Source organism: Kitasatospora sp. NPDC002522 (assembly GCF_053595195.1).
Window position 1 is genome coordinate 35,030 of the sequence record NZ_JBSFXE010000048.1, and the last position, 19,844, is coordinate 54,873.

Annotated in this window: 18 protein-coding genes and 1 riboswitch; of the genes, 5 read left to right on the forward strand and 13 right to left on the reverse strand. The window is 75.3% G+C overall.

What is annotated here, in order from left to right; genetic code table 11:
• Positions 1–134 precede the first annotated feature (134 nt).
• Together ACWD4U_RS30220 and ACWD4U_RS30225 are read right to left on the reverse strand one after the other, a co-directional pair.
• Positions 135–2,024: a hypothetical protein gene (locus ACWD4U_RS30220; RefSeq protein WP_363457883.1), complete on the reverse strand. Its 1,890-nt coding sequence runs from the start codon at positions 2,022–2,024 to the stop codon at positions 135–137.
• 157 nt (positions 2,025–2,181) lie between these two features.
• Positions 2,182–3,231 carry a mechanosensitive ion channel family protein gene (locus ACWD4U_RS30225; RefSeq protein WP_363457886.1) on the reverse strand — a complete coding sequence of 350 codons (1,050 nt, stop codon included), beginning with the start codon at positions 3,229–3,231 and terminating at the stop codon, positions 2,182–2,184.
• 195 nt (positions 3,232–3,426) lie between these two features.
• On the opposite strand from ACWD4U_RS30225, the gene ACWD4U_RS30230 reads away from it, so the two are divergent.
• A complete protein-coding gene (locus tag ACWD4U_RS30230) occupies positions 3,427–3,804 on the forward strand; it encodes a PRC-barrel domain-containing protein (RefSeq protein ID WP_363457889.1) in 378 nt (125 codons plus the stop codon).
• A gap of 10 nt (positions 3,805–3,814) precedes the next feature.
• Here ACWD4U_RS30230 and ACWD4U_RS30235 read toward each other — a convergent pair whose 3' ends face one another.
• Together ACWD4U_RS30235 and ACWD4U_RS30240 are read right to left on the reverse strand one after the other, a co-directional pair.
• Positions 3,815–4,117 (reverse strand): hypothetical protein, encoded by a 303-nt coding sequence (locus tag ACWD4U_RS30235; protein ID WP_363457891.1) that lies wholly within the window; start codon positions 4,115–4,117, stop codon positions 3,815–3,817.
• 139 nt (positions 4,118–4,256) lie between these two features.
• Positions 4,257–6,356, reverse strand: coding sequence for an FUSC family protein (locus tag ACWD4U_RS30240; RefSeq protein ID WP_363457894.1), 2,100 nt, complete (start codon positions 6,354–6,356; stop codon positions 4,257–4,259).
• A gap of 209 nt (positions 6,357–6,565) precedes the next feature.
• A riboswitch (SAM riboswitch) is annotated at positions 6,566–6,678 on the forward strand.
• Between the two features lie 59 nt (positions 6,679–6,737).
• Between ACWD4U_RS30240 and ACWD4U_RS30245 the strand changes: the two genes are divergently transcribed.
• The 4 genes from ACWD4U_RS30245 to ACWD4U_RS30260 all read left to right on the forward strand — a co-directional run bounded on the left by ACWD4U_RS30245 (position 6,738) and on the right by ACWD4U_RS30260 (position 10,510).
• On the forward strand, positions 6,738–6,884 hold the full coding sequence (locus ACWD4U_RS30245) for a putative leader peptide (RefSeq protein ID WP_363457897.1): 147 nt from the start codon (positions 6,738–6,740) through the stop codon (positions 6,882–6,884).
• Positions 6,885–7,038: 154 nt separating this feature from the next.
• Positions 7,039–8,262 (forward strand): LLM class flavin-dependent oxidoreductase, encoded by a 1,224-nt coding sequence (locus ACWD4U_RS30250; RefSeq protein WP_363457899.1) that lies wholly within the window; start codon positions 7,039–7,041, stop codon positions 8,260–8,262.
• A 20-nt stretch (positions 8,263–8,282) separates the two neighbouring features.
• Positions 8,283–9,635, forward strand: a complete 1,353-nt coding sequence (locus ACWD4U_RS30255) for an NtaA/DmoA family FMN-dependent monooxygenase (protein ID WP_363457901.1) — start codon at positions 8,283–8,285, stop codon at positions 9,633–9,635.
• Positions 9,636–9,685: 50 nt separating this feature from the next.
• A complete protein-coding gene (locus tag ACWD4U_RS30260; protein WP_363457904.1) occupies positions 9,686–10,510 on the forward strand; it encodes a DUF1684 domain-containing protein in 825 nt (274 codons plus the stop codon).
• A 63-nt stretch (positions 10,511–10,573) separates the two neighbouring features.
• Here the strand turns inward: ACWD4U_RS30260 and ACWD4U_RS30265 are convergent, their stop codons facing one another.
• From ACWD4U_RS30265 to ACWD4U_RS30305, 9 genes are all read right to left on the reverse strand, one after another.
• Positions 10,574–11,230 (reverse strand): 4'-phosphopantetheinyl transferase family protein, encoded by a 657-nt coding sequence (locus ACWD4U_RS30265; RefSeq protein ID WP_363457907.1) that lies wholly within the window; start codon positions 11,228–11,230, stop codon positions 10,574–10,576.
• A 283-nt stretch (positions 11,231–11,513) separates the two neighbouring features.
• Complete coding sequence (locus ACWD4U_RS30270) at positions 11,514–13,277, reverse strand: ABC transporter ATP-binding protein (RefSeq protein WP_363457909.1); 1,764 nt, start codon at positions 13,275–13,277, stop codon at positions 11,514–11,516.
• Complete coding sequence (locus ACWD4U_RS30275; RefSeq protein ID WP_363457911.1) at positions 13,274–14,092, reverse strand: ABC transporter permease; 819 nt, start codon at positions 14,090–14,092, stop codon at positions 13,274–13,276. Before ACWD4U_RS30275 ends, ACWD4U_RS30270 begins: the two co-directional genes overlap by 4 nt.
• 3 nt (positions 14,093–14,095) lie before the next feature.
• Complete coding sequence (locus ACWD4U_RS30280; RefSeq protein WP_363457914.1) at positions 14,096–15,049, reverse strand: ABC transporter permease; 954 nt, start codon at positions 15,047–15,049, stop codon at positions 14,096–14,098.
• Between the two features lies 1 nt (position 15,050).
• A complete protein-coding gene (locus ACWD4U_RS30285) occupies positions 15,051–16,709 on the reverse strand; it encodes an ABC transporter substrate-binding protein (RefSeq protein WP_363457917.1) in 1,659 nt (552 codons plus the stop codon).
• 115 nt (positions 16,710–16,824) lie between these two features.
• The gene (locus ACWD4U_RS30290; protein WP_363457920.1) at positions 16,825–17,226 is read right to left on the reverse strand and encodes a nuclear transport factor 2 family protein; all 402 of its coding nucleotides are present in this window, start codon (positions 17,224–17,226) and stop codon (positions 16,825–16,827) included.
• Between the two features lie 136 nt (positions 17,227–17,362).
• Positions 17,363–17,779, reverse strand: a complete 417-nt coding sequence (locus ACWD4U_RS30295; protein ID WP_363457923.1) for an ester cyclase — start codon at positions 17,777–17,779, stop codon at positions 17,363–17,365.
• 47 nt (positions 17,780–17,826) lie between these two features.
• A complete protein-coding gene (locus ACWD4U_RS30300) occupies positions 17,827–18,591 on the reverse strand; it encodes an SDR family NAD(P)-dependent oxidoreductase (protein ID WP_363457925.1) in 765 nt (254 codons plus the stop codon).
• Positions 18,576–19,718 (reverse strand): thioesterase domain-containing protein, encoded by a 1,143-nt coding sequence (locus ACWD4U_RS30305; protein ID WP_449787352.1) that lies wholly within the window; start codon positions 19,716–19,718, stop codon positions 18,576–18,578. The genes ACWD4U_RS30300 and ACWD4U_RS30305 overlap by 16 nt, the downstream gene beginning before the upstream one ends.
• Positions 19,719–19,844 lie beyond the last annotated feature (126 nt).

A 19,844-nucleotide genomic window follows, 5' to 3' on the forward strand; every position in this document is an offset into this window, starting at 1 on the left:
GGGACTCCGCTGCGGGTGTGGGGAACCGGTGGGTGGGGGTACCGGCCTGGGGGCTGGCCGGTGACGCTGCCGGTTGGTGCGGGGCGGGCTCCGGGGGTTGTCCGGGGCCCGCCCCGCGGTTCGGGGGGGTCGGGTCAGGGGGCCGGGTAGCTGACGACGTCGCTGGGGCCGCCGAAGGTGGGGTCGACGGCGCGGCCGGTGCCGTTGATCACCGAGTCGATGCCGCCGGAGCCGTTCAGGAAGACCGTCAGCAGGTCGTGGAACTGCACGCCGGGGGCGGTGGGCGCCTGGAAGGCCATCGCGTTGCGGATGTCGACGCCCTGGTTGAAGTACGAGTAGCTGCCCATGCCCCAGCCCTGGAAGGTCTTCACCTTCGGGCCGACGGCGAACGCCGGGTAGCCCCGCTGGGTCGGGCTCGCCATCCACGCGGCCTGGTTCGGGACGTCGTAGGGGTTCTCGTTCTGGAAGAAGACCACCTTGCCGTCCTGGCCGTTCCAGACCGTCTCGGTCTTCTGGAAGTGCTCGACCGCCAGGCCGGTCGCGGTGACGCGGTCGCCGTTGACGACCAGTCCGGTGTCGCTGCGGGCGCTGTCCCAGCTGCCGCCGCCCGCGCCGTGGTCGGCGCGCCAGATCCAGGCGTCGTCGATCAGGGTGTCGTCGCTGTCGACCACCAGGGCGGTGGTCGCCGAGCCGTTCACCGCGCCGCCGACCCGGAAGAACACGTCGTCCAGGCCGATCGGGTCGGCCGCGTGCCGAGCCTTCGACCCCTTGGTGCCGACCTGGAGCAGCGCGGGCGAGGTGATCGGGCCGGCGTCGATGATCAGGCCGGAGACGTTGACGCCGTCCACGTCCGCGATCTTCATCGCGACGTTGCCGGCGGTCGGGACCAGGGTGGCGAACCCGAGGCCGACGATCTTCGTGCCGGGGCGCACCACCTTGACGGTGTCGGGGAGTCGGTACACGCCGGGGGTCAGCAGCAGGTTGCGGCCGGCGGCGAGCGCGGCGTTGATCTGCTTCACGCTGGCGCCGGGCCGGACCACGAAGAAGTCGTCCAGCGGCAGCGAGCTGCCCGGCGTCCCGCCGTTCGTCCAGGTCGGCCCGGCGGACTCGCGCTGCAGGGCGGGCACGAAGACCCGGTAGCTGCCCGCCTCGTCGAGGTACAGGTACGGCGCCTCGCGGGTGACCGGGCAGGTGTCGAGGGTGGTGTACGGGGCGGCGCCGCCGCTGAGGCCGGAGTCGGCGGCGAAGGACTGCGCGGGCGCGCCGGGCGAGCCGCAGAACACCTGGTTCCACACGCCGTTGGTCCAGCCGTCGAGGGCGCTGTTGCGGGTGAAGTACTGCTGCTGCGAGCCGTTGATCACGGTGCCGCCGGTGAACTGCGAGTCGGCGATGAAGCCGCCGGAGGCCCAGGCGGGCGAGCCGGTGCAGTAGTCCATCAGGCTGACGTTGCCGTTCACGTGCACCCGGCGCAGCGGCGCGGCCTGGGAGACCGCCCAGAACTCGGTGTTGCCGTAGCAGCCGCTCTGGCCGGCCACGTTGACGGTCAGGTTGCTGAGCGAGCGCCAGAAGTTGGTGGTGGCGTAGCACTTGGACTGGTCGCCGTCGACGCACTGGTTGTACACGTCGACGGAGCCGTTGATCACCACGTCTCCGGGGTTGCGGCCGAGGCCGGCCACGCTCTCGTAGAAGCCGACGGAGAAGACCAGCGGGTCCGCGGCGGTGCCGTAGGTGCCGGGCTTGAACATGATGGCGTACCGCTCGGACCCGAACTCGTTGCCCGCCTGGGCGGCGGCGATCGCGTCGAGCCGGCTCTGGATGTCGGCCTTGGGCATGGCCGGGTCGAGGACGATCACGTTCGGGCCGAGGCTCCCGCCGCCGGGCGGCGTCCCGTGCCCGGCCTTGGCCTGGTCGGCGGCCGGGTCCGGCGTCGCGTGGGCGGCCGGGGCGGCGAACGCCGCCAGGGCCAGCGCCGCGAGTCCGGCCACCGCACGCCCGCGCCGGCGGTGTCTGCTCGCACTGCTCATCTGTGTGCACACCCATCTGATGGGCCCGGGGAACGCTCCACCCGGGCTGACGGTTCGTCATCCGGCGGCTGACGCCGCTTTCTTCACGGCGAGATTTAACGTCTGAGAAAAGTAGCGCGTCAAGAGCCGTGACAGGAACGGTTCCACGACCGCCGGTTCAGGCCCGGTCGGCGCGAGGTCCCGGGGCGGGCGTGACGTTGACCCGGGGCAGCGCCTGCGGGTGGTGTTCGTGCAGGTAGCCGATCAGGTGCTCGCGCAGGTCGCAGCGGAGCTCGAAGGCGTCGCTCGCGTTGGCGGCGGTGGCCAGCGCGCGGACCACCAGGGTGCTGGGCGTGGTGTCGACGACCTGCAGGGCGCTGCCCTCGCCGTCCCAGCGCGGGTTCTTCGCCAGGTAGTCGTCGAACTCCCGGCGCAGCTCGCCGATCGGGGCGCTGTGGTCGAGGTGGAGCAGCGCCGTCCCGGTGATGTGGTCGGAGCGCCGGGACCAGTTCTCGAACGGGCGCCCGGCGAAGTACGACATCGGCATGACGATCCGCCGCTGGTCCCAGGTGGCGATCACCACCGCGGTCAGGGTGATCTCCTCGACGGTGCCCCACTCGCCGCCGACCACCACCACGTCGCCGATCCGGGCGAGGTCTCCGAAGGCCATCTGGATGCCCGCGAACAGGTTCGACAGGGTGCTCTGCGCGGCGACGCCCGCCACCACGCCGACCAGGCCCGCGGAGGCCAGCAGGCTGGTGCCGACCACCCGGACCGCGGGAAAGGTCATCAGCATCGCGGCCAGCGCGAGCAGTGCGATCGACGCCTGCAGGATCCGGCCGAGCAGCCCGGCCTGGGTGCGGGCCCGGCCGGCCCAGGCGGCGTCGCGCCGGCGGACGGCGAGCCGCACCGCGCCGTCCAGCAGCAGCGCGGCCGCGCGGGCGGTGAGCCAGCCGCAGGAGGCGATCATCGCCAGGACCAGCGCGTGGGTGAGGCCGTGCCGGGCGCCGGCCGGAGCGTGGATCCACGGCTGCGCGCCCAGCAGCAGGCCGCAGCAGACCACGGCCAGCAGCGGTCCGCGGCAGCCGCGCAGCAGCCGGGGCGCGGTGGCCGCGCCGGAGCGCGCCGCCAGCCGGTTCGCCGTCAGGTCGGCGACCCGGCCGATCCCCCAGCCGACCAGGCCCACCGCCGCGCAGGCCACCGCCAGTCGCACCGCGCTCCACCACATCGCGGGTCTCCCTCCCGTCCGCGCCCCGGCCCCCGGGTCCGGGCGCCGTCGGCGGATGCCGCCTTTCCCGGCTGCGGACGTTCACACCCGGACCCGGACGGCTGGCCGGGCACCGGGGTGCATGGTCCGCGCGGGGCGGGTTAGGCGCACAGGGTCCGCCGGCCCGCCGGGCCGGCCCGGGAGGAAGTGGGAGACATGAGCGAGCAGAGCGGTATCTGGCAGTTCCGCGACGCGTCCGGCCACACCGCGGGCACGGACCTGATCGGGTTCCGGGTGGAGGCCGTCGACGGCCACATCGGCAAGGTCGACAAGCTGTCCGAGGCGATCGACGCCCAGTTCCTGGTGGTCGACACCGGCCCGTGGATCTTCGGCCGGCTGGTGCTGCTGCCCGCCGGCACGGTGTCGCGGATCGAGATCGGCGAGCGGAAGGTCTACGTCGACCTCGCCAGGGAGGAGATCAAGGCGAGCCCGGACTACGACCCGGTCCCCCGCTCCGCCGAGGCCGAGGAAGACGACCTCCGGGACGCCTACACCCGCTACTACGGGCCGTTCCTCGGCGGCCCGATGCACTGACCCCGCGGGGTCAGTCCTCGAAGGCCCGCTCGTTCAGCAGGTCGAGGTTGCGGAAGACCGGCGGGCCGTCGCAGAGTTCCGCGGCCCGGGCGGCGAACTCCGCCGTCTCGGGGCGTTCGGAGTTCGCCATCGCCGCCTCGTACGAGGGGAACTCCACGATGTTCAGGTAGACGTCGGCCGCGTCGCGGTCCCTGGTCTGCACGGCCCGGACCGCGATGCGGTTGCCCTCGTTGCGCGCGACCCAGTCGTCCAGCAGGGCGTTGAACTCGTCGATCCGCCCGGTCCGGTACTCGATGATCTGGATGAACCTCACCGGAGACCTCCTCGTCTCGGCTGGCGGGCTGCCGTGCCCGCCCCCGTCCAGCGTCCCCACCGCCGGCCCGGGGCGCAAAGCCTCGCGGTCCGCGTGACCCGCGCCCCGGCCTGCGGCGCGACCTCGGCGCGGTGGCCGTTCACCCGGGCGAGGCGGCGGTGCGGTCCGTTCGGCCGCTGCGCGGGCCCGCCGGGCGCTGACGGACCGTCATCCGCCGGGAAGCGGCGGGTCGGCGGACGCCGCGAGGGCGGAGCGACGGCACCCGGCGGGGCCGGGGCGCGGGCGGCCGTCCTGGCTCGGGGCGGGCGAGTTGGGCGAGGCGGTCCAGCTCGGTGAGGACGGCGTCGAGGGTGCCGCACTCCCCGACGGCGGGCGGGCTCGGGCGGACGGCGGGCTCGGGGCCGCCCTCCAGGGCGTCGGCGACGGCGGCCAGCGCCGAGCCGACCCGGCGGGCGGTCTCCTGGTCCGGCCGGACCGCTCCGTGGTCGAGCCGGGTCGCGCAGGCGGTGGCCGCGTCGGCGATCCGCTCGGCGCCGGCGGTGACGCGCAGCCAGCGCGGGTCGCCGCCGCGGAGTTCGGCGGCGGCGCTCTCGGCGGCGGCCCGGGCCTCGGCGAGCGCGTGGTAGGCGGCCCGGCGCAGGTCGGTACGCCGGACGGCACCGGGCGGGCCGGCCGGTTCGGCGAGCACGTGGTCCAGGTAGCGGCCGGTGCTGCGCAGGGCCTGGGCCGAGCGGTGGCCGACCCGGGCCCGGGTGTCCGAGAGCCCCGGCAGGTGGCCGATCAGCAGGACGATCGCGCAGGCCGTCGCGGTGTCGACGAGTCGCGAGCCGGCCGCCTGGGTGTCACCGGCGGTGGCGACGAAGGCCAGCACGGTGACGGTGACGGCGGCGGTCTGCAGCGCGAAGTGCCGCAGCGCGAGGGGGGTGAGCGCGCCGGCGAGGGTCGCGGCGGCGATCGGCACCCACCGTGCGGCGTCCCCGTGCCCGGCGACCCAGCCGCCGGCCGCGGTCGCGCCCGCCAGCAGCAGCACGCCCAGCGCGGTGCCGGCGAAGCGGTTGACGGTCCGTGAGAACAGCGGCCCGTAGTCCGGCTTGACCAGGAACGCGGCGGTGACGGGCAGCCAGTACCAGTGGTCCGCGCGCAGCAGGTGCGCGACGGCGGCGCTGGCCGCGACGCACGCCGCCACCCGCACCCCGTACTCCCGCCCGGCCGGGCCGCTCGCCCGGGACCCGCGCAGCCGCACCGGCCCACCCGTCGCCCCCGCCTCGCCCGTCCGGAGTCGGAGCGCGGTGCGCCGTCCGGCACCGGGTCGGGTGGCGAAGGCGACGCCCGCGGCCAGGACCGCCCGGTCGAAGGCGAGGCGGGCCGGGGTGCCGGGGGCGGGGGCGGGCAGCGGGCCGGGCGGGCCGTCGTCGCGGACGGCGGCGGCGAGGCGGCGCGGGCCGACGCTGATCCGGGCGGGCAGCGGTGCGGCCTCCCACAGCAGGGCGACGCCGGCCTCGCACAGGGCGGACGCGGCGGCGGCGCGGGCCGCGAGCCGGTCGTCCGCGCCGGTGTGCCGCAGCCGCACCAGCAGGCGCAGCCGCAGCGCCTCGTCGGCGCGGTCGAGGGCCGCGGTGAGCCGCCGCCGGGCCGGTTCGGCGGCGGGGGTGCCGACGGCGTCGAGCGCGTCGGCCAGCGCGTCGAACACGGCGGCCACCAGCAGGCGTTCGCCGTGGCGCGGACCGGTGGGCCCGCCGCGCCGCGGGTGCAGGAGGCGCAGCAGCAGGATCCAGCCGGCGCCGGCCAGGTAGCAGGCCGCCTTCACCGGACCCGGCATGGCGAGCGGCATGCCGCCGCCGACGGCGGTGAGCACCAGCAGTTGGACCGCGGCGGCCGAGCTGACCGGGCCGCGGACGCTGATCGCCCCGGAGACCAGGCCGACGACGGCCAGCAGCGCCACGGCCGGCCACCCGTCGGCGCGGCCGAGCAGCAGCCCGGCGGCGCCGGCCAGCGCGGGCAGCCCGATGTGCGGGAGCCCGGTGCGCCGGGTGCCGGGGCGGTCGTTGATGGAGGCGAACATGGCGCCGAGTCCGGCGAGCACGCCCGCGCCGTGCCGGTCGGTGGCGACGCCGAGCGCGAGCAGCGGCCCGGAGCCGAGCGTGCCGCGGGCCATCGCCGCCCAGGGGATCGGGCCCGGCTGACGGCGTGTGACGTGGGCGAGCCAGGCGGGTGGCGGGGCGGCGGCCGGACGGTGCACGGTCCTCCTGAGGCCGGGGATGTCGTCGGCCACCACAGTAGGCGGGCGATGCGACGGGACCGCTGCGCCCTCGTTACGGGGCCGTGTCGGCTTACCGGCGGCGCCCGGTCGCACCCACCGGGCCCGGCCGACGGCCCGTCAGGCGGGCCCGTCCGGTGGGTGTCCGACGGGATTGTGCCGGACGCCGGTGGCGGGTTACGGTGCAGCCAGGTCATGAGTGTCAGCGACGAGCCCTGGCTTGCTGACCGGCAACCCTCCCGCGCGGCGGGGTGCTCCAGGTGACGACCCGGCGGTGCCGAGAACGGTGCCGCAAGCGCGAGCTCGAAGCGGTGCGAACCGGTCGGGACGGAGGTGGCGGCGGTGCGGGAGATGTCCAGGCCCATGGCGGTCGTCACCGTGAAGGCCCGCTGCCGGGTCACCACGACGTACGCGCGGCTGCACATCGATCTGCAGCGCGTGTCCACCGCGCTGTGTCCGGCGACGCCGCACGCCGTCGCGCGTCGCGGCACGCCGTACCGCGCCGCCTGACGCCGCGTCACCCGGCCCCGCGCCGCCCTACGCCTGTCGTCTGACCCCGCGTCACCGTGTCCGCCACTTCCGCGCCGGCCCGTGGCCGGCGTCCGTGCGCGCGGTGTGACGCACCCTCGACGTCCCTTCCCCCCGAACCGGAGGCGGTCCCGCCATGCCCGATTCCCCCGTACCCCTGCACCTGGCCGTCGCGCTGGACGGCGCCGGCTGGCACCCCGCCGCGTGGCGCGAACCCGGTGCCAGGACCGAGGAGTTGTTCACCGCCCGGTACTGGGCCGACCTGGTCGCCGAGGCCGAGCGCGGCCTGCTGGACCTGGTCACCCTCGAGGACGCGTTGAGTCTGCAGTCCACCCACCCGTTCGAGCCGGACCGGCGGACCGACCAGGTGCGGGGCCGGCTGGACGCGGTGCTGATCGCCTCCCGCGTCGCACCGCTGACCCGGCACGTCGGGCTGGTGCCGACCGCGGTGGTCACCCACACCGAGCCGTTCCACCTGTCCAAGGCGGTCGCGACGCTCGACCACGTCAGCGGGGGCCGGGCGGGTGTCCGGGTGAAGGTGTCCGGGCGTTCCGACGAGGCCGCGCACTTCGGCCGCCGGCCCGCGCCGGGCCTGCGGCTGGAGGAGTTGGACTCGCCGGCCGGCCTGGCCGCCCTGCGGGAGTCCTTCGGCGAGGCGGAGGACTACGTGGAGGTGCTGCGGCGCCTGTGGGACAGCTGGGAGGACGACGCGGAGATCCGCGACGTCGCGAGCGGCCGGTTCGTCGACCGCGCGAAGCTCCACTACATCGACTTCGAGGGCAGCCGGTTCAGCGTGCGGGGGCCCTCCATCACGCCGCGTCCGCCGCAGGGCCAGCCGCTCGTCGCGGCGTTGGCGCACCGGGGCGAGCCGTACCGGCTGGCCGGCCGCTCGGCGGACCTGGCGTTCGTCACGCCCGCCGACGCGGCGGACGCCCGCGCGATCGTCGCGGAGATCCGCACCGCGCAGGCCGCCGCGGGGCGCGCCGAGGAGACGGTGCACGTCTTCGGCGACCTGGTGGTCTTCCTCGATCCGGAGCCGGGCGCCGCCGCCGACCGCCTGGCGCGGCTGGACGAGCGCGCGGGCGAGGCGTACGGCAGCGACGCCCGGATCTTCGCCGGCACGCCCGCCGCCCTCGCCGACCTGCTGCGGGAGTGGCAGCAGGCCGGGCTGACCGGGTTCCGGCTGCGGCCCGGCACGCTCCCGCACGACCTGGAGCAGATCACCCGCGCCCTGGTGCCGGAGCTCCAGCGCCGCGGGCTGTTCCGCACCGCCTACGAGGCGTCGACCCTGCGCGGGCTGCTCGGCCTGCCCCGCCCCGCCAACCGCTACGCCGCGCCCGCCGCCGGCGCCCTCGTCTGAGCCGGAAGGACCGCACCGCCATGAGCAAGCCCGTCAAGCAGATCCACCTCGCCGCGCACTTCCCCGGCGTCAACAACACCACCGTGTGGAGCGATCCGGCGGCCGGCAGCCAGATCGACTTCTCCTCCTTCGTCCACTTCGCGCGGACGGCGGAGCGCGCCAGGTTCGACTTCCTCTTCCTCGCCGAGGGCCTGCGGCTGCGCGAGCAGAACGGCGAGATCTACGACCTGGACGTGGTCGGGCGGCCCGACACCTTCACCGTGCTGGCCGCGCTGGCCGCCGTCACCGACCGGCTCGGCCTGGCCGGGACGATCAACTCCACCTTCAACGAACCGTACGAGGTGGCACGGCAGTTCGCCTCGCTGGACCACCTGTCGGCGGGTCGCGCCGCGTGGAACGTGGTGACCTCCTGGGACGCCTTCACCGGCGAGAACTTCCGGCGCGGCGGCTTCCTCGCCCAGGAGGACCGCTACGAGCGGGCGCGCCAGTTCCTCACCGCGGCCGGGGTGCTGTTCGACTCCTGGCGCGGCGACGAGATCGTCGCGGACCGGGCGTCCGGCGTCTTCCTGGGCGAGCCGGACCCGGGCCGGTTCGCCCACCGCGTCAGCCAGTTCGACATCTCCGGGCGGTTCGACGTGCCGCGCAGCCCGCAGGGGCGCCCCGTCGTCTTCCAGGCCGGCGACTCCGAGGAGGGCCGGGAGTTCGCCGCGTCGGCGGCCGACGCCATCTTCTCCCGGCACGGCACCCTGGAGGCGGGCCGGGCGTTCTACACCGACGTCAAGGACCGGCTGGCGAAGTACGGCCGCGAGCGGGACGATCTGAAGATCCTGCCCGGGGTGACCTTCGTGCTCGGCGACAGCGACGCCGACGCCCGGGAGAAGGCCGAGCTGATCCGCCGTCAGCAGGTCAGCGGGCAGACCGCCCTCCGCACGCTGGAGCAGGTCTGGAACCGCGACCTGAGCGCCTACGACCCGGACGGCCCGCTGCCGGACGTCGACCCGCTGCCCGGCGAGCACACCGTCGTCCAGGGCCGGGCGGCGGTGCGCGCCCACCGGGACCCGTTCGCGGTCGCCGCCGAGTGGCGGGCGCTCGCCGAGGCGAAGCGGCTGTCCATCCGCGAACTGGTCATCGAGGTGACCGGGCGGCAGACCTTCGTCGGCAGCCCGGCCCGGGTGGCCGCCGAGATCGACGAGTTCGTGCAGACCGACGCGGCCGACGGGTTCATCCTCGTGCCGCACCTGGTGCCGGGCGGGCTGGACGAGTTCGCCGACACGGTCGTGCCGCTGCTGCAGGAGCGCGGCGTGTTCCGCACCGAGTACGCCGGCGAGACGCTCCGCGACCACCTCGGGCTCGCCGTGCCCGCGCGCCGCTGAGCCCCCGTCAGAACCGCCACCACCGCCACCGTGATCACCAAGGAGCAGACATGACGACGCAGGAGATCGACCTCGCCACCTTCGCCCGCGAGTGGGAGGAGTGGCACCTCGCGCACGAGCGGGCGCTCGCGGACCCGCACGGCTTCCTCGCCGTCACCGGCCTGCACTGGCTGGACGCGGAGCCGACCCGGTTCCCCGACGCGCCGGGCGCGTGGTCGACCACCGCGGCGGGCGTGGTGGTCGAACTGGCCGACGGCGAGGAGCTGGTGGTCGACGGCACGCCGGTGCGTGGGCGCCACTCCTTCGGCGTGGTCGCGGAGCGCGACAGCCTGTACGCCCGGGCCGGCGAGGCCGTGATCGAGGTCGCCAAGCGCGGCGGGCACGACCTCGTGCGCCCGCGCCACCCCGACCACTCGCTGCGCGCCGAGTACACCCGCACCCCGGCCTATGCGCCCGATCCGCGCTGGGCCGTGACGGGCCGTTACCTGCCCTTCGACGCGCCGCGCGCGGTGACGGTGGGCGCGGCGGTCGAGGGCCTCCAGCACGTGTACGACGCGCCCGGGGAGATCGAGTTCGAGCTGGCGGACGGCCGGTCGTACCGGCTCACCGCGTTCAACGGCGGTCGGCCCGGCAGCCTGCAGGTGCTGTTCACCGACGCCACCTCGGGGGTGACCACGTACGCGGCCAACCGCTCGCTCGCGGTGGACGCGCCGGACGCGCAGGGGCGGGTGGTGCTCGACTTCAACCGGGCGGTCAACCTGCCCTGCGCCTACACCGACCTGGCCACCTGCCCGCTGCCCCCGGCCGGCAACCGGCTCCCGGTGGCGGTCGAGGCCGGTGAGAAGATCCCGTTCGAGCGTTTGGGCCGGGCGTAGCCGACGACGACCGGGGGCGGGACACGCGCAGTGGTCCGCCCCCGGTCGTCGTATCGGGCCGGGTCAGGTCAGCAGTTCGGAGCAGACCGTCGCCAGCAGGCCGTCGGCGACCAGCCAGCGGCCGGCGAAGCCGCGCGGCAGGGCGGCGCCGGGGGCGCCTTCGGTGGTGCGGATCCGGGCCCGCCAGGTGCCGTCGGGCTGCAGGACGACGTCCGCCTCCTCGAAGTCCAGCGGGCGGCGGGTGAGCGGGTACCAAGCCTTGAAGACGCTCTCCTTGACGCTGAACAGCAGCCGGTCCCAGTGGACTTCGGGGTGGCTCGTGCGCAGGGTCTGGCGGCGGGCCCGCTCCTGCGGGAGCGAGATGGTCGGGTAGACCCCGTGCGGGAGCGGGCGGTGCGGTTCGGCGTCGATGCCGAGCACCGGGACGGCGGTGGCGCGGGCCACGGCGGCGGCCTGGTAGCCGGCGCAGTGCGTCATGCTGCCGACCAGGCCGGCCGGCCAGCCCGGCTCCCCGCGCGGGCCCGGGACGATCGGCCCGGGCGGCACCCCGAGCCGCCCCAGCGCCTGGCGGGCGCAGACCCGGACGGCGGCGAACTCCCGCCGCCGCGCCGGGACCATCCGCGCGGCCGCACGCTCCTCCGGCGGGAACAGCCCACCGTCCACCGGGTCGCCGAACGACTCGGACCAGGCCACCGCCCCTGGGAGGATCAGCCCGATCACGCCGGATCCGGGAACGACGGGCGACGGCCGGGCCGGTGCGCGGTCAGGTCGCGGCCTCGCGGTCGCCCCCCGGCCCCGCGGGGGCCGCCAGGTGTGCTGACGACGGACCCCCGGGGCCCGGCGGCGAGCCGGCGGCGGTCGGGCCGGTGGGGCGTCATGTCGCGGCTCCCGAGGGCCCTCGTCGAACCCCCGTCTCCCCCAGCCCCGCAGGGGCCTCCAGGTGTGCTGACGACGAACCCCCGGGGCCTGGCGGCGAGCAGGTGGTGGTCGGGCCGATGGGGCGTCATGTCGCGGCTCCCAGCGGCGTGGCGGCGAGCAGGCGGCGGGTGTAGTCCGCGGCGGGGCGGGCGAAGACCTCGTCCACCTCGCCGGTCTCGACCAGGTGGCCGTCCTTCATGACGGCGACCCGGTCGGCGAGGTGGTGGACGACGCCCAGGTCGTGCGAGATGAAGAGCATCGCCACGCCGAGGTCGCGGCGCAGGTCGTGCAGCAGGTCGAGGATCTGCGCCTGGACGGAGACGTCGAGCGCGGAGACCGGCTCGTCGCAGACCAGGATCTGCGGTGCGGGGGCGAGGGCGCGGGCGATCGCCACGCGTTGGCGCTGGCCGCCGGAGAGTTCGGCGGGTCGGCGGCGCAGCAGGGCGGCGGGCAGCCCGACCTGGTCGAGCAGTTCGGTGGTGCGCCGGGTGCGCTCGCGTCCGCGCGGCACGCCGGCCCGGGCGAGGGCCTCGCCGATCACCCGGGCCACGTCGGCCCGGGGGTCGAAGGAGGACAGCGGGTCCTGCTGGACGGCCTGCAGGCGCAGCCGGTCGGCGCGGCGGCGGCGTTCGTGCACGCCGCTCCAGGGCTGCCCGCCGAGCCGGACGGTGCCGGAGTCGGGTTCCTCCAGGCCGAGGACGATCCGGGCGACGGTGGTCTTGCCGGAGCCGGACTCGCCGACCAGGCCGAGCACTTCGCCCGCCGCGAGCTGCAGGGACACCTCGTGGACGACGGTGCGTCCGCCGAAGGCCTTGGTGATCCGCTCGGCGTCGAGCAGCGGACCGCCGGGGCCGGCGTCCGCGGTGGCGGCGGGCCGCGGGGACGGCGCAGGGGGCACCGGGCGCAGCACGCCGGGCGGGTCGGCCGGTCCGGGGTGCCAGCAGCGGGTGCCGTGGCCGTCGACCGGCGGCAGCGTGTCGCGGCAGGTGCGGTCGGCGCGCGCGCAGCGGCTCGCGTAGGGGCAGCCGTCCGCAGCGGGTGACGGTCCGTCAAGGACCGGTACCGCGAGGCGGGTTCCGCGGGTGCGCGGTCCGGGGACGGCGGCGAGCAGCGCCCGGGTGTACGGGTGGCGCGGGTCGGCGAGCAGCCGTTCGGTGGGGCCGGTCTCGACGATCCGCCCGCCGTACATGACCGCGACGCGGTCGGCGAGCCGGGCGACCACGGACAGGTCGTGGCTGATCAGCAGCAGGGCGGTGCCGGCCCGGCGCAGCTCGTCGAGGAGGTCGAGCACCTGGGCCTGGACGGTGACGTCGAGGGCGGTGGTGGGTTCGTCGGCGATCAGCAGGTCGGGTTCCCCGGCGAGTGCGGAGGCGATCAGCGCGCGCTGGCGCAGGCCGCCGGAGAGCTGGTGCGGGTACTGGTCGGCGCGACGCGCGGGGTCGGGGATGCCGGCCCGGGTGAGCAGGTCGCGGACCCGGGCGGGGCGCTCGGCGGCGGGGGCGAGGCGGTGCACGCGCAGCGGTTCGGCGACCTCGGCGCCGATGGTGCGCAGCGGGTCGAGCGAGGTGAGGGCGTCCTGCAGGACGAGTCCGATGCGGCGGCCGCGGACGGCCCGCCAGCGCTTGTCCGGCAGGCTGGTGAGGTCCTCGCCGTCGAAGTCCAGCCGCCCGGTGACGGTGGAGCCGGCGCCGGTGAGGCCGACCAGGGTGCGGGCGGTGACGCTCTTGCCCGAACCGGACTCACCGACCACGGCGAGGCACTCGCCGCGGTCGAGGGTGAAGGAGACGTCGCGGACGGCGTGCACGTCGCCGAAGCGCACGTGCAGTCCTTCGACGGCCAGCAGCGTCATGCGGTCCTCCGGGTGAAGCGGCGCTGCGCGTGCCGGCCGACGGCGCCGGTGGCGAGCGCGGTGAGGGTGATGGCGGCTCCCGGGAAGACGCCGATCCACCAGGCGGTCTGCAGGAAGCTGCGGCCCTGGGAGAGCATCGCGCCCCACTCCGGGGACGGCGGTTGCGGGCCGAGGCCGAGGAAGCTGAGGCCGGAGGCGGCGATCAGCGCGGCGCCGAAGCCGACGGTGGCCAGCACCAGCATCGGGCCGATCGCGTTCGGCAGGACGTGACGGAGGATCAGCACCGGCCGGGGCACGCCGAGGACGACGGCCGACTCGACGTAGCCGGAGCGCCGTACCACCAGCGTCTCGGCCCGGACGATCCGGGCGTAGCCGGGGACGAAGGCGATGGCGATGGCGATCATCACGTTGACCGCGCCGGTGCCGAGCACGCTGACGGCGAGCAGGGCGAGCAGGATCGGCGGGAGGGCGAGCAGGACGTCGGCGAGCCGCATCAGCGCCTGGTCGGCGAGGCGGCCGCCGAGGGCGGCGGCGAGCCCGAGGGCGGCGCCGCCGGCCACCGACATCGCGGTGGCACCGAGGCCGAGCAGCAGGGACGGGCGGGCGCCGTAGAGCACCCTGGTGTACAGGTCGCGGCCGAGCTGGTCGGTGCCGAACCAGTGCGCGCCGCCCGGCGGGGTGAGGGCGCGGGCGGGGTCGGTGTCGAGCGGGGAGGCGTGGGTGAGCAGGCCGGGGGCGAAGGCGGCGAGCACGATCAGACCGAGCAGGACGGCGGCGAGCACCGGGGCGGTGCGGCGGGCGGCGGGTCGGGCCATGGGTCACCGGCTCCTGAGTCGGGGGTCGATGGCGAGGTAGAGCAGGTCGACCGCGGTGGAGATGGCCACGAAGACCAGGGCGGCGAGCAGTACCAGGCCGACGACCAGCGGCATGTCCTTGTTGGTGGTGCCCTGGAGGCTGAGCGCGCCGATACCGGGGCGGCCGAAGACGCTCTCCACCAGGACGGCCCCGCCGAGCAGGGAGCCGCTGAGCCAGCCGGTCAGGGTGACGGCGGAGGCGGCGGCGTGCCGCAGCGCGTGGCGCAGCAGGACGGCGGTGGGGGCGAGGCCGCGGGCGCGGGCGGTGAGGGCGAACGGCTGGGCGAGGGCGGCTTCCAGGCCTTCGCGCAGGACCTGGGCGAGGACGCCGGTGAGCGGCAGGGCGAGGGTGAGGGCGGGCAGCACCAGGGCGGGCAGGCCCTGGTCGCCGGCGACCGGGAAGAGGTGCAGTTGGAAGGAGAAGGCGGTGAGCAGCAGGATGCCGATCCAGTAGGTGGGGCTGGAGGCGGCGAGCAGTTCGGCGAGGGTGCCGGCGGTGCGCAGCGCGCGGTGCCGGCCCGCCGTGGCGACGGCGGCCGCCACGGCGAGGACGACGGCGGTCGCCAGGGCGGCGAGGGCGAGTTGGACGGTCGGCCAGAGCTGGTCGCCGATCAGGTCGACGACGGGGCGCCGGAGTTGGTAGGACTCGCCGAGGTCGCCGGTGGCGAGCCGGCCGAGGTAGTGCAGGTACTGCTGGGCGACGGGCTGGTCGAGGCCGTACTGGGCCCGGATCTGCGCCTTCACCTCGGGGGTGGCGGCGGTGCCCGGGCCCAGCATGACGGTGACGGGGTCGCCGGGGATCAGCTGGAGCGCGGCGAACGCGACCGTGGCGGCCCCGAGGAGCACCGCGAGGGCGCCGGCCAGACGTCGTGCCGTTCCGCGCAGCAGGGCGGGGACGTTGCGGTCGGTTCGCCCCATGTCACTTGCCGAGCCAGGCGTCGTGGAAGCTGAGCCAGGTGTTGGGGTCGGCGGTGAGGCCGTGGACCTGGGTGGAGTAGCCGACGACGGCGGTGCGCACGTACAGCGGGACGATCAGCGACAGGTCGATGGCCCGCTTCTGGGTCTTGCTGTAGAGGTCCTGCCGGGTCGCCTTGTCGAGGGTGGCCTTGCCGGCGTTGGTCCACTCGTCGAGCTGGGCGTCCTGGTAGAAGGTGGCGTTCTGGCCGCCCTTGGCGGGCTGGCTGGAGCTGTTGAAGTACAGCCGCAGCACGTCGGGGTCGAAGCGGGCCCAGCTGTAGTCGGCGATGTGCTCCTTGCCGCCGTAGACGTTGGCGATGTAGGTGCCGATGTCGAGTCGGGGGCGGGTGACCTCGACGCCGATCTTCTTCAGGTCGGCCTGGACGGCCTGGCCGAGGGTCTCGCGCTGCTCGCGGACGTACTCGGCGGGCGGCAGCGGCCATTCGAGGGTGAGCCGCTGGCCGTTCTTGGTGCGGTAGCCGTCGGCGTCGCGGGTGGTCCAGCCGGCTGCGTCGAGGGCCTTGTCGGCGCCGGCCCTGTCGTAGGGCCAGGCGTTCTCGAGGGACTTGTCGTAGCCGGGGGTGGTCGGGGAGATCGGGCTCCAGGCGCGCTTGTAGACGCCGAAGTAGACGCTCTTGATGTCGGTGTCGAGGTCGATGCCGGTCTGGACGGCCTTGCGGACCTGCGGGTCGTCGAGCGGGGCCTTGGTGGTGTTGAGGACCAGCGCGTAGTTGGCGCCGGGGGCGTCGGTGGTGAGCAGCTTGAGGCGGGAGTCGGCCTGGACGGTCTTGACGTTGGCCGGCGGGACGGACTCGGCGACCTGGACCTGGCCGCTGGTGAGGGCGCCGAGGCGGACCGAGTCCTCGGTGAGGAAGCGGATGGTCAGCTTGTCGAGGTAGGCCGGTCCCTGGTGGGCGGCGCCGGTGTAGGCCCAGTTGTAGTTGGGGTTGCGGGTGAAGGTGACGTTCTGGCCCTTGGTGTAGCTGCTGAAGACGAACGGGCCGGTGCCGACGTCGACCGGGCCGCCGGCGCCCAGCTTGGGGCCGTTCTCCTTGATCGTCTTCGGCGAGTAGAAGCCCAGGTAGGCGGTGGAGGCGGCCTGCAGGAACGGCGCGAACGGCTCGCTGAAGCTCACCTTCACGGTGTGCGGGTCGATCACCTCGGTGCCGGTGTACGGGCCGAGCAGGCTGGCCGCGTACTGCGACTTGGTCTCCTTGGCGACGATCCGGTCGAAGTTGACCTTCACGGCCTCGGCGTCGAACGGGGTGCCGTCGGTGAAGGTGACGCCGTCGCGCAGGTGGAAGGTGTAGCTCTTCAGGTCGGGGGCGATCTCCCAGGAGCTGGCCAGCCAGGGCTGGAAGTCGCCACTGGCGTCCTGGTGGACCAGCGAGTCGAAGACGTTGCGCTGGATGGCGCCGGTGATGTCCTGCTGGCTGACGTGGATGTCGAAGGAGATCGGCTCGACGTCGGTGGCGTAGGTGAGCGAGCCGCCGGCGACGGGCGTGCCGGCGGCCGCGTCCTGGGCCTGACCCGCCCCGCCGGAGGCGCAGCCGGCGAGCAGCAGGGTCCCCGCGGTGAGGGCGGCGAGCAGCGGGACGGGGCGGGGCCCGGTTCTGGGCATGCAGGTGACTCCGTTGCAGGAAAGGGGAGTTGAGCTGGGCGAATACCGAGAAACTACGACCCGGCGGACGCCCCGGCACCCCTACCCGACCCCTAGCGGACCCCTGCCCCGGGCGCTACGGGTGGGTCTGCGGGTAGCGCGGCACCGAGCGGCGGTGGGCGATCCGCCAGCCGTCCGGGGTGCGGACGTACCGGTCGAGGTACTCGCCGTTGTGCACGCTGCCGTCGGCCAGCAGCACCAGGTAGCGGCTGCGTCCGCGGACGGTGCCGTCGGGGTCCGCGGTCAGCACGGTGTCGACGGTCTGGTGGTCCGGCGAGGTCGGGCCGAGGTCGCGGGCGAACTTCCGGATCTCCTCCAGTCCGGTGAACACGGCGCCGGTGCGGGCGAGTTCGATGACGCCGTCGGCGGCGAAGACGGTGCCGAGGGCCTCGTCGTCGGCGTTGTCGAAGGCGTGCGAGAAGCGGGCCAGCAGCTGGCGCAGCTGCTCGGCGTCGGTCGGGGTCGGGTCGGCGGGCACGGGGTCCTCCTGGCGGGTGCGGAGCCGGGCCCGGCGGGCGCGGTGGACGCCTGCCGGGCCCGGAACGGGCGGTGACGGCCCGTCCGCGCGCCGAGCGGGCAGCGGTGACGGGCCGTCAGACGGTGGTGACGGGGTGTCAGGCGGTGGGGACGAGCTGCTGGACGATGCCGAGCCGGTCGGGGAGCACGCTGTAGCGGGTGACCTGTCCGTCGCGGATGGTCAGCGTGCTGATGCTGAAGCCGGTGAAGTGGCGGCCGGTGGCGGGCACCCCGAAGATCGGGCCGACGTGGACGCCCTCGATCCGCCAGAACGCGATCACCCGGTCGTCCTCGGCGACCAGGTCCTGCACGGTGGCCTTGACGTCGCGGACGTTCTCCCACAGCCAGCGCAGGTGCTCGCGGAAGTCCTCCCGGGTGCCGGTGCCCCCGGCGCCGACCCGCGACTCGTCGGCGGCGTCCTCCGCGACCAGTTCCTCCAGCAGCTCGATCCGCTGCCCGGTGACCAGCTCGTGGTAGTAGCGCTCGACCAGTGCCTTGTTGGCCTCGATGCTCATCGGTTGTGCTCTCCTCGGGTGGGTGGGTGTGGGTGGGTGACGGATGGTCAGGAGCGGGCGGGCGGCGGCAGCAGGATGCCGCCGTTGGCGGTCAGGCCGCCGTCGACCGGGAGGGTCGTCCCGGTCACGTAGGACGCCGCGGGCGAGGCCAGGAACCACACCGCCTCGGCCTGTTCGCGCGGCGCGGACCAGCGCTGCGCGGGGATGCGGCGGGTGATGAAGGCGGACACGTCCGGGTCGGCGACCTGACCGGCCGTCAGGGCGGTGACGGTGCCGCCCGGGGCGATGGCGTTGACCCGGATGCCCTCGGCGGCGTAGTCGATCGCCGCGGCCCGCACCAGGTTGATCACCGCCGCCTTGGTGGCGTTGTACGCCCAGGTGCCGGGGTCGCCGCGCAGGCCGGAGACGGACGAGGTCGCGACCACCGAGCCGCCGCCGGAGGCGCGCAGGGCGGGGACGGCGGCCCGGATGCCGGCCGCGACGCCGCGCACGTTGACCGCGTAGAGCCGGTCCAGCCGCTCGATCGCGCCCGGCGCCTCCAGCGGTCCGCCGCCGCCGATCCCGGCGTTCAGCACCGCGGTGTCGAGGCGGCCGAACCGCTCCAGGGCGAGTGCGACCGCGCGGGCGCTGGTGTCCTCCTCGGCGACGTCGCCGGTCAGGGTGGCCACCCCGTCCAGCTCGGCCAGCGCCTCCAGGCCCGTCTTGTCCACGTCCACGGCGACCACGCGGTGGCCGCGTTCGGCGAACAGCCGGGCCACCGCCTCGCCGATGCCCGACGCCGCGCCGGTCACCAGGACTACCGGGTCGACCATTCCTGCTCCTTCGTCTCGATCCAGGCCCGGACGGCCTGCGCCGTCGTCGGGGTGTGCTGTTCCAGCACGGTGAAGTGGTCTCCGGGGATGTCGCGCACCTCGTGCGGAACCGGCCAGTAGGCGCGCCAGTCGTGCGTGCCGGTCGGGTCGAGGACGGTGCCGCGCAGCGGCGTGTCGGCCCGCAGCGCGAGGACGGGTGCGGCGACCGGGCCGGGGCGCCAGCCGTCGAAGACCGAGTTGTAGCCACCCATCGCGGTCAGGCTGGCGTCGCTCCACACCATGTCGTACTGCCGGATCCGGTCGATCATGCCGCCGAGCATGGCGGTCAGCCACCACTCGCCCATGCCCTCCCGCACCGCGCTCTCGATCGGGTACGAGTCGACCAGCACCAGGCCCGCGACCGGGCGGCCGGCAGCCTCCAGCCGCTCCGTGACGGCGTGCGCCACGCAGCCGCCCATCGAGCGGCCGACGATGACGAACGGCCGGTCGGGGCCGACCAGTTCGAGCACCGCCTCGGTGTGCAGGGTGAGGAAGGTGTCCAGGCTGTCCGGCAGGCTGTCGTCGGGCGCCCAGCCCGGGGACGGCAGGACGAACACGTCGCGCTCGCCCTCGAAGGCGTGGCCAAGGCGGGCGTACTCGTGCGGCCCGGAGATCGCGCTCAGCGCGGGGAACGCCACCACCGCCACCGGTTGCTCGCCCGCCGCCAGCCGCAGCGGCGGCAGGGCGTGCCGCCCGCGCTCCGCCGCGGTGAACCGGGTGCGCAGGTGCGAGGCGACCCCGATCAGCGCCGACGCCTCGGCGAAGCCGCCCTGCGCGGCGAGCCGCCGGTAGAGCGTGGACAGCGGGTGCGCCGGGTCGTCGGCGGCCGCGTCCACCGCGCCCGGGCCGCCCGGGGCCGGGCTCCCCGCCGGGGCGGCGTCGAGCAGCTCGGCGAGGTGCGCGGCGAGCGCGGTCGGGTCGGGCCGGTCGAAGGTGACGGTCGGCGCCAGCCGCAGGCCGGTGGCGGCGGTCAGCCGGTTGCGCAGCTCGACCGCGGTGAGCGAGTCCAGTCCGAGGTCGTTGAACGGGCGGGCGGGCGTCACCGACGCCGGCTCGGCGCCGAGCACGGCGGCGACCTCGGCGCGCACCAGCTCCAGCAGGGCCGCGGTGCGCTGCTCCGGGCCGAGCCCGGCCGGCCTGCCCACCCTCGCCCTGGAACGCCGCGAACTGCCGCTCGCCCGCTTCGTCGAGCGGGTGGTCGCGCACTACCCGGG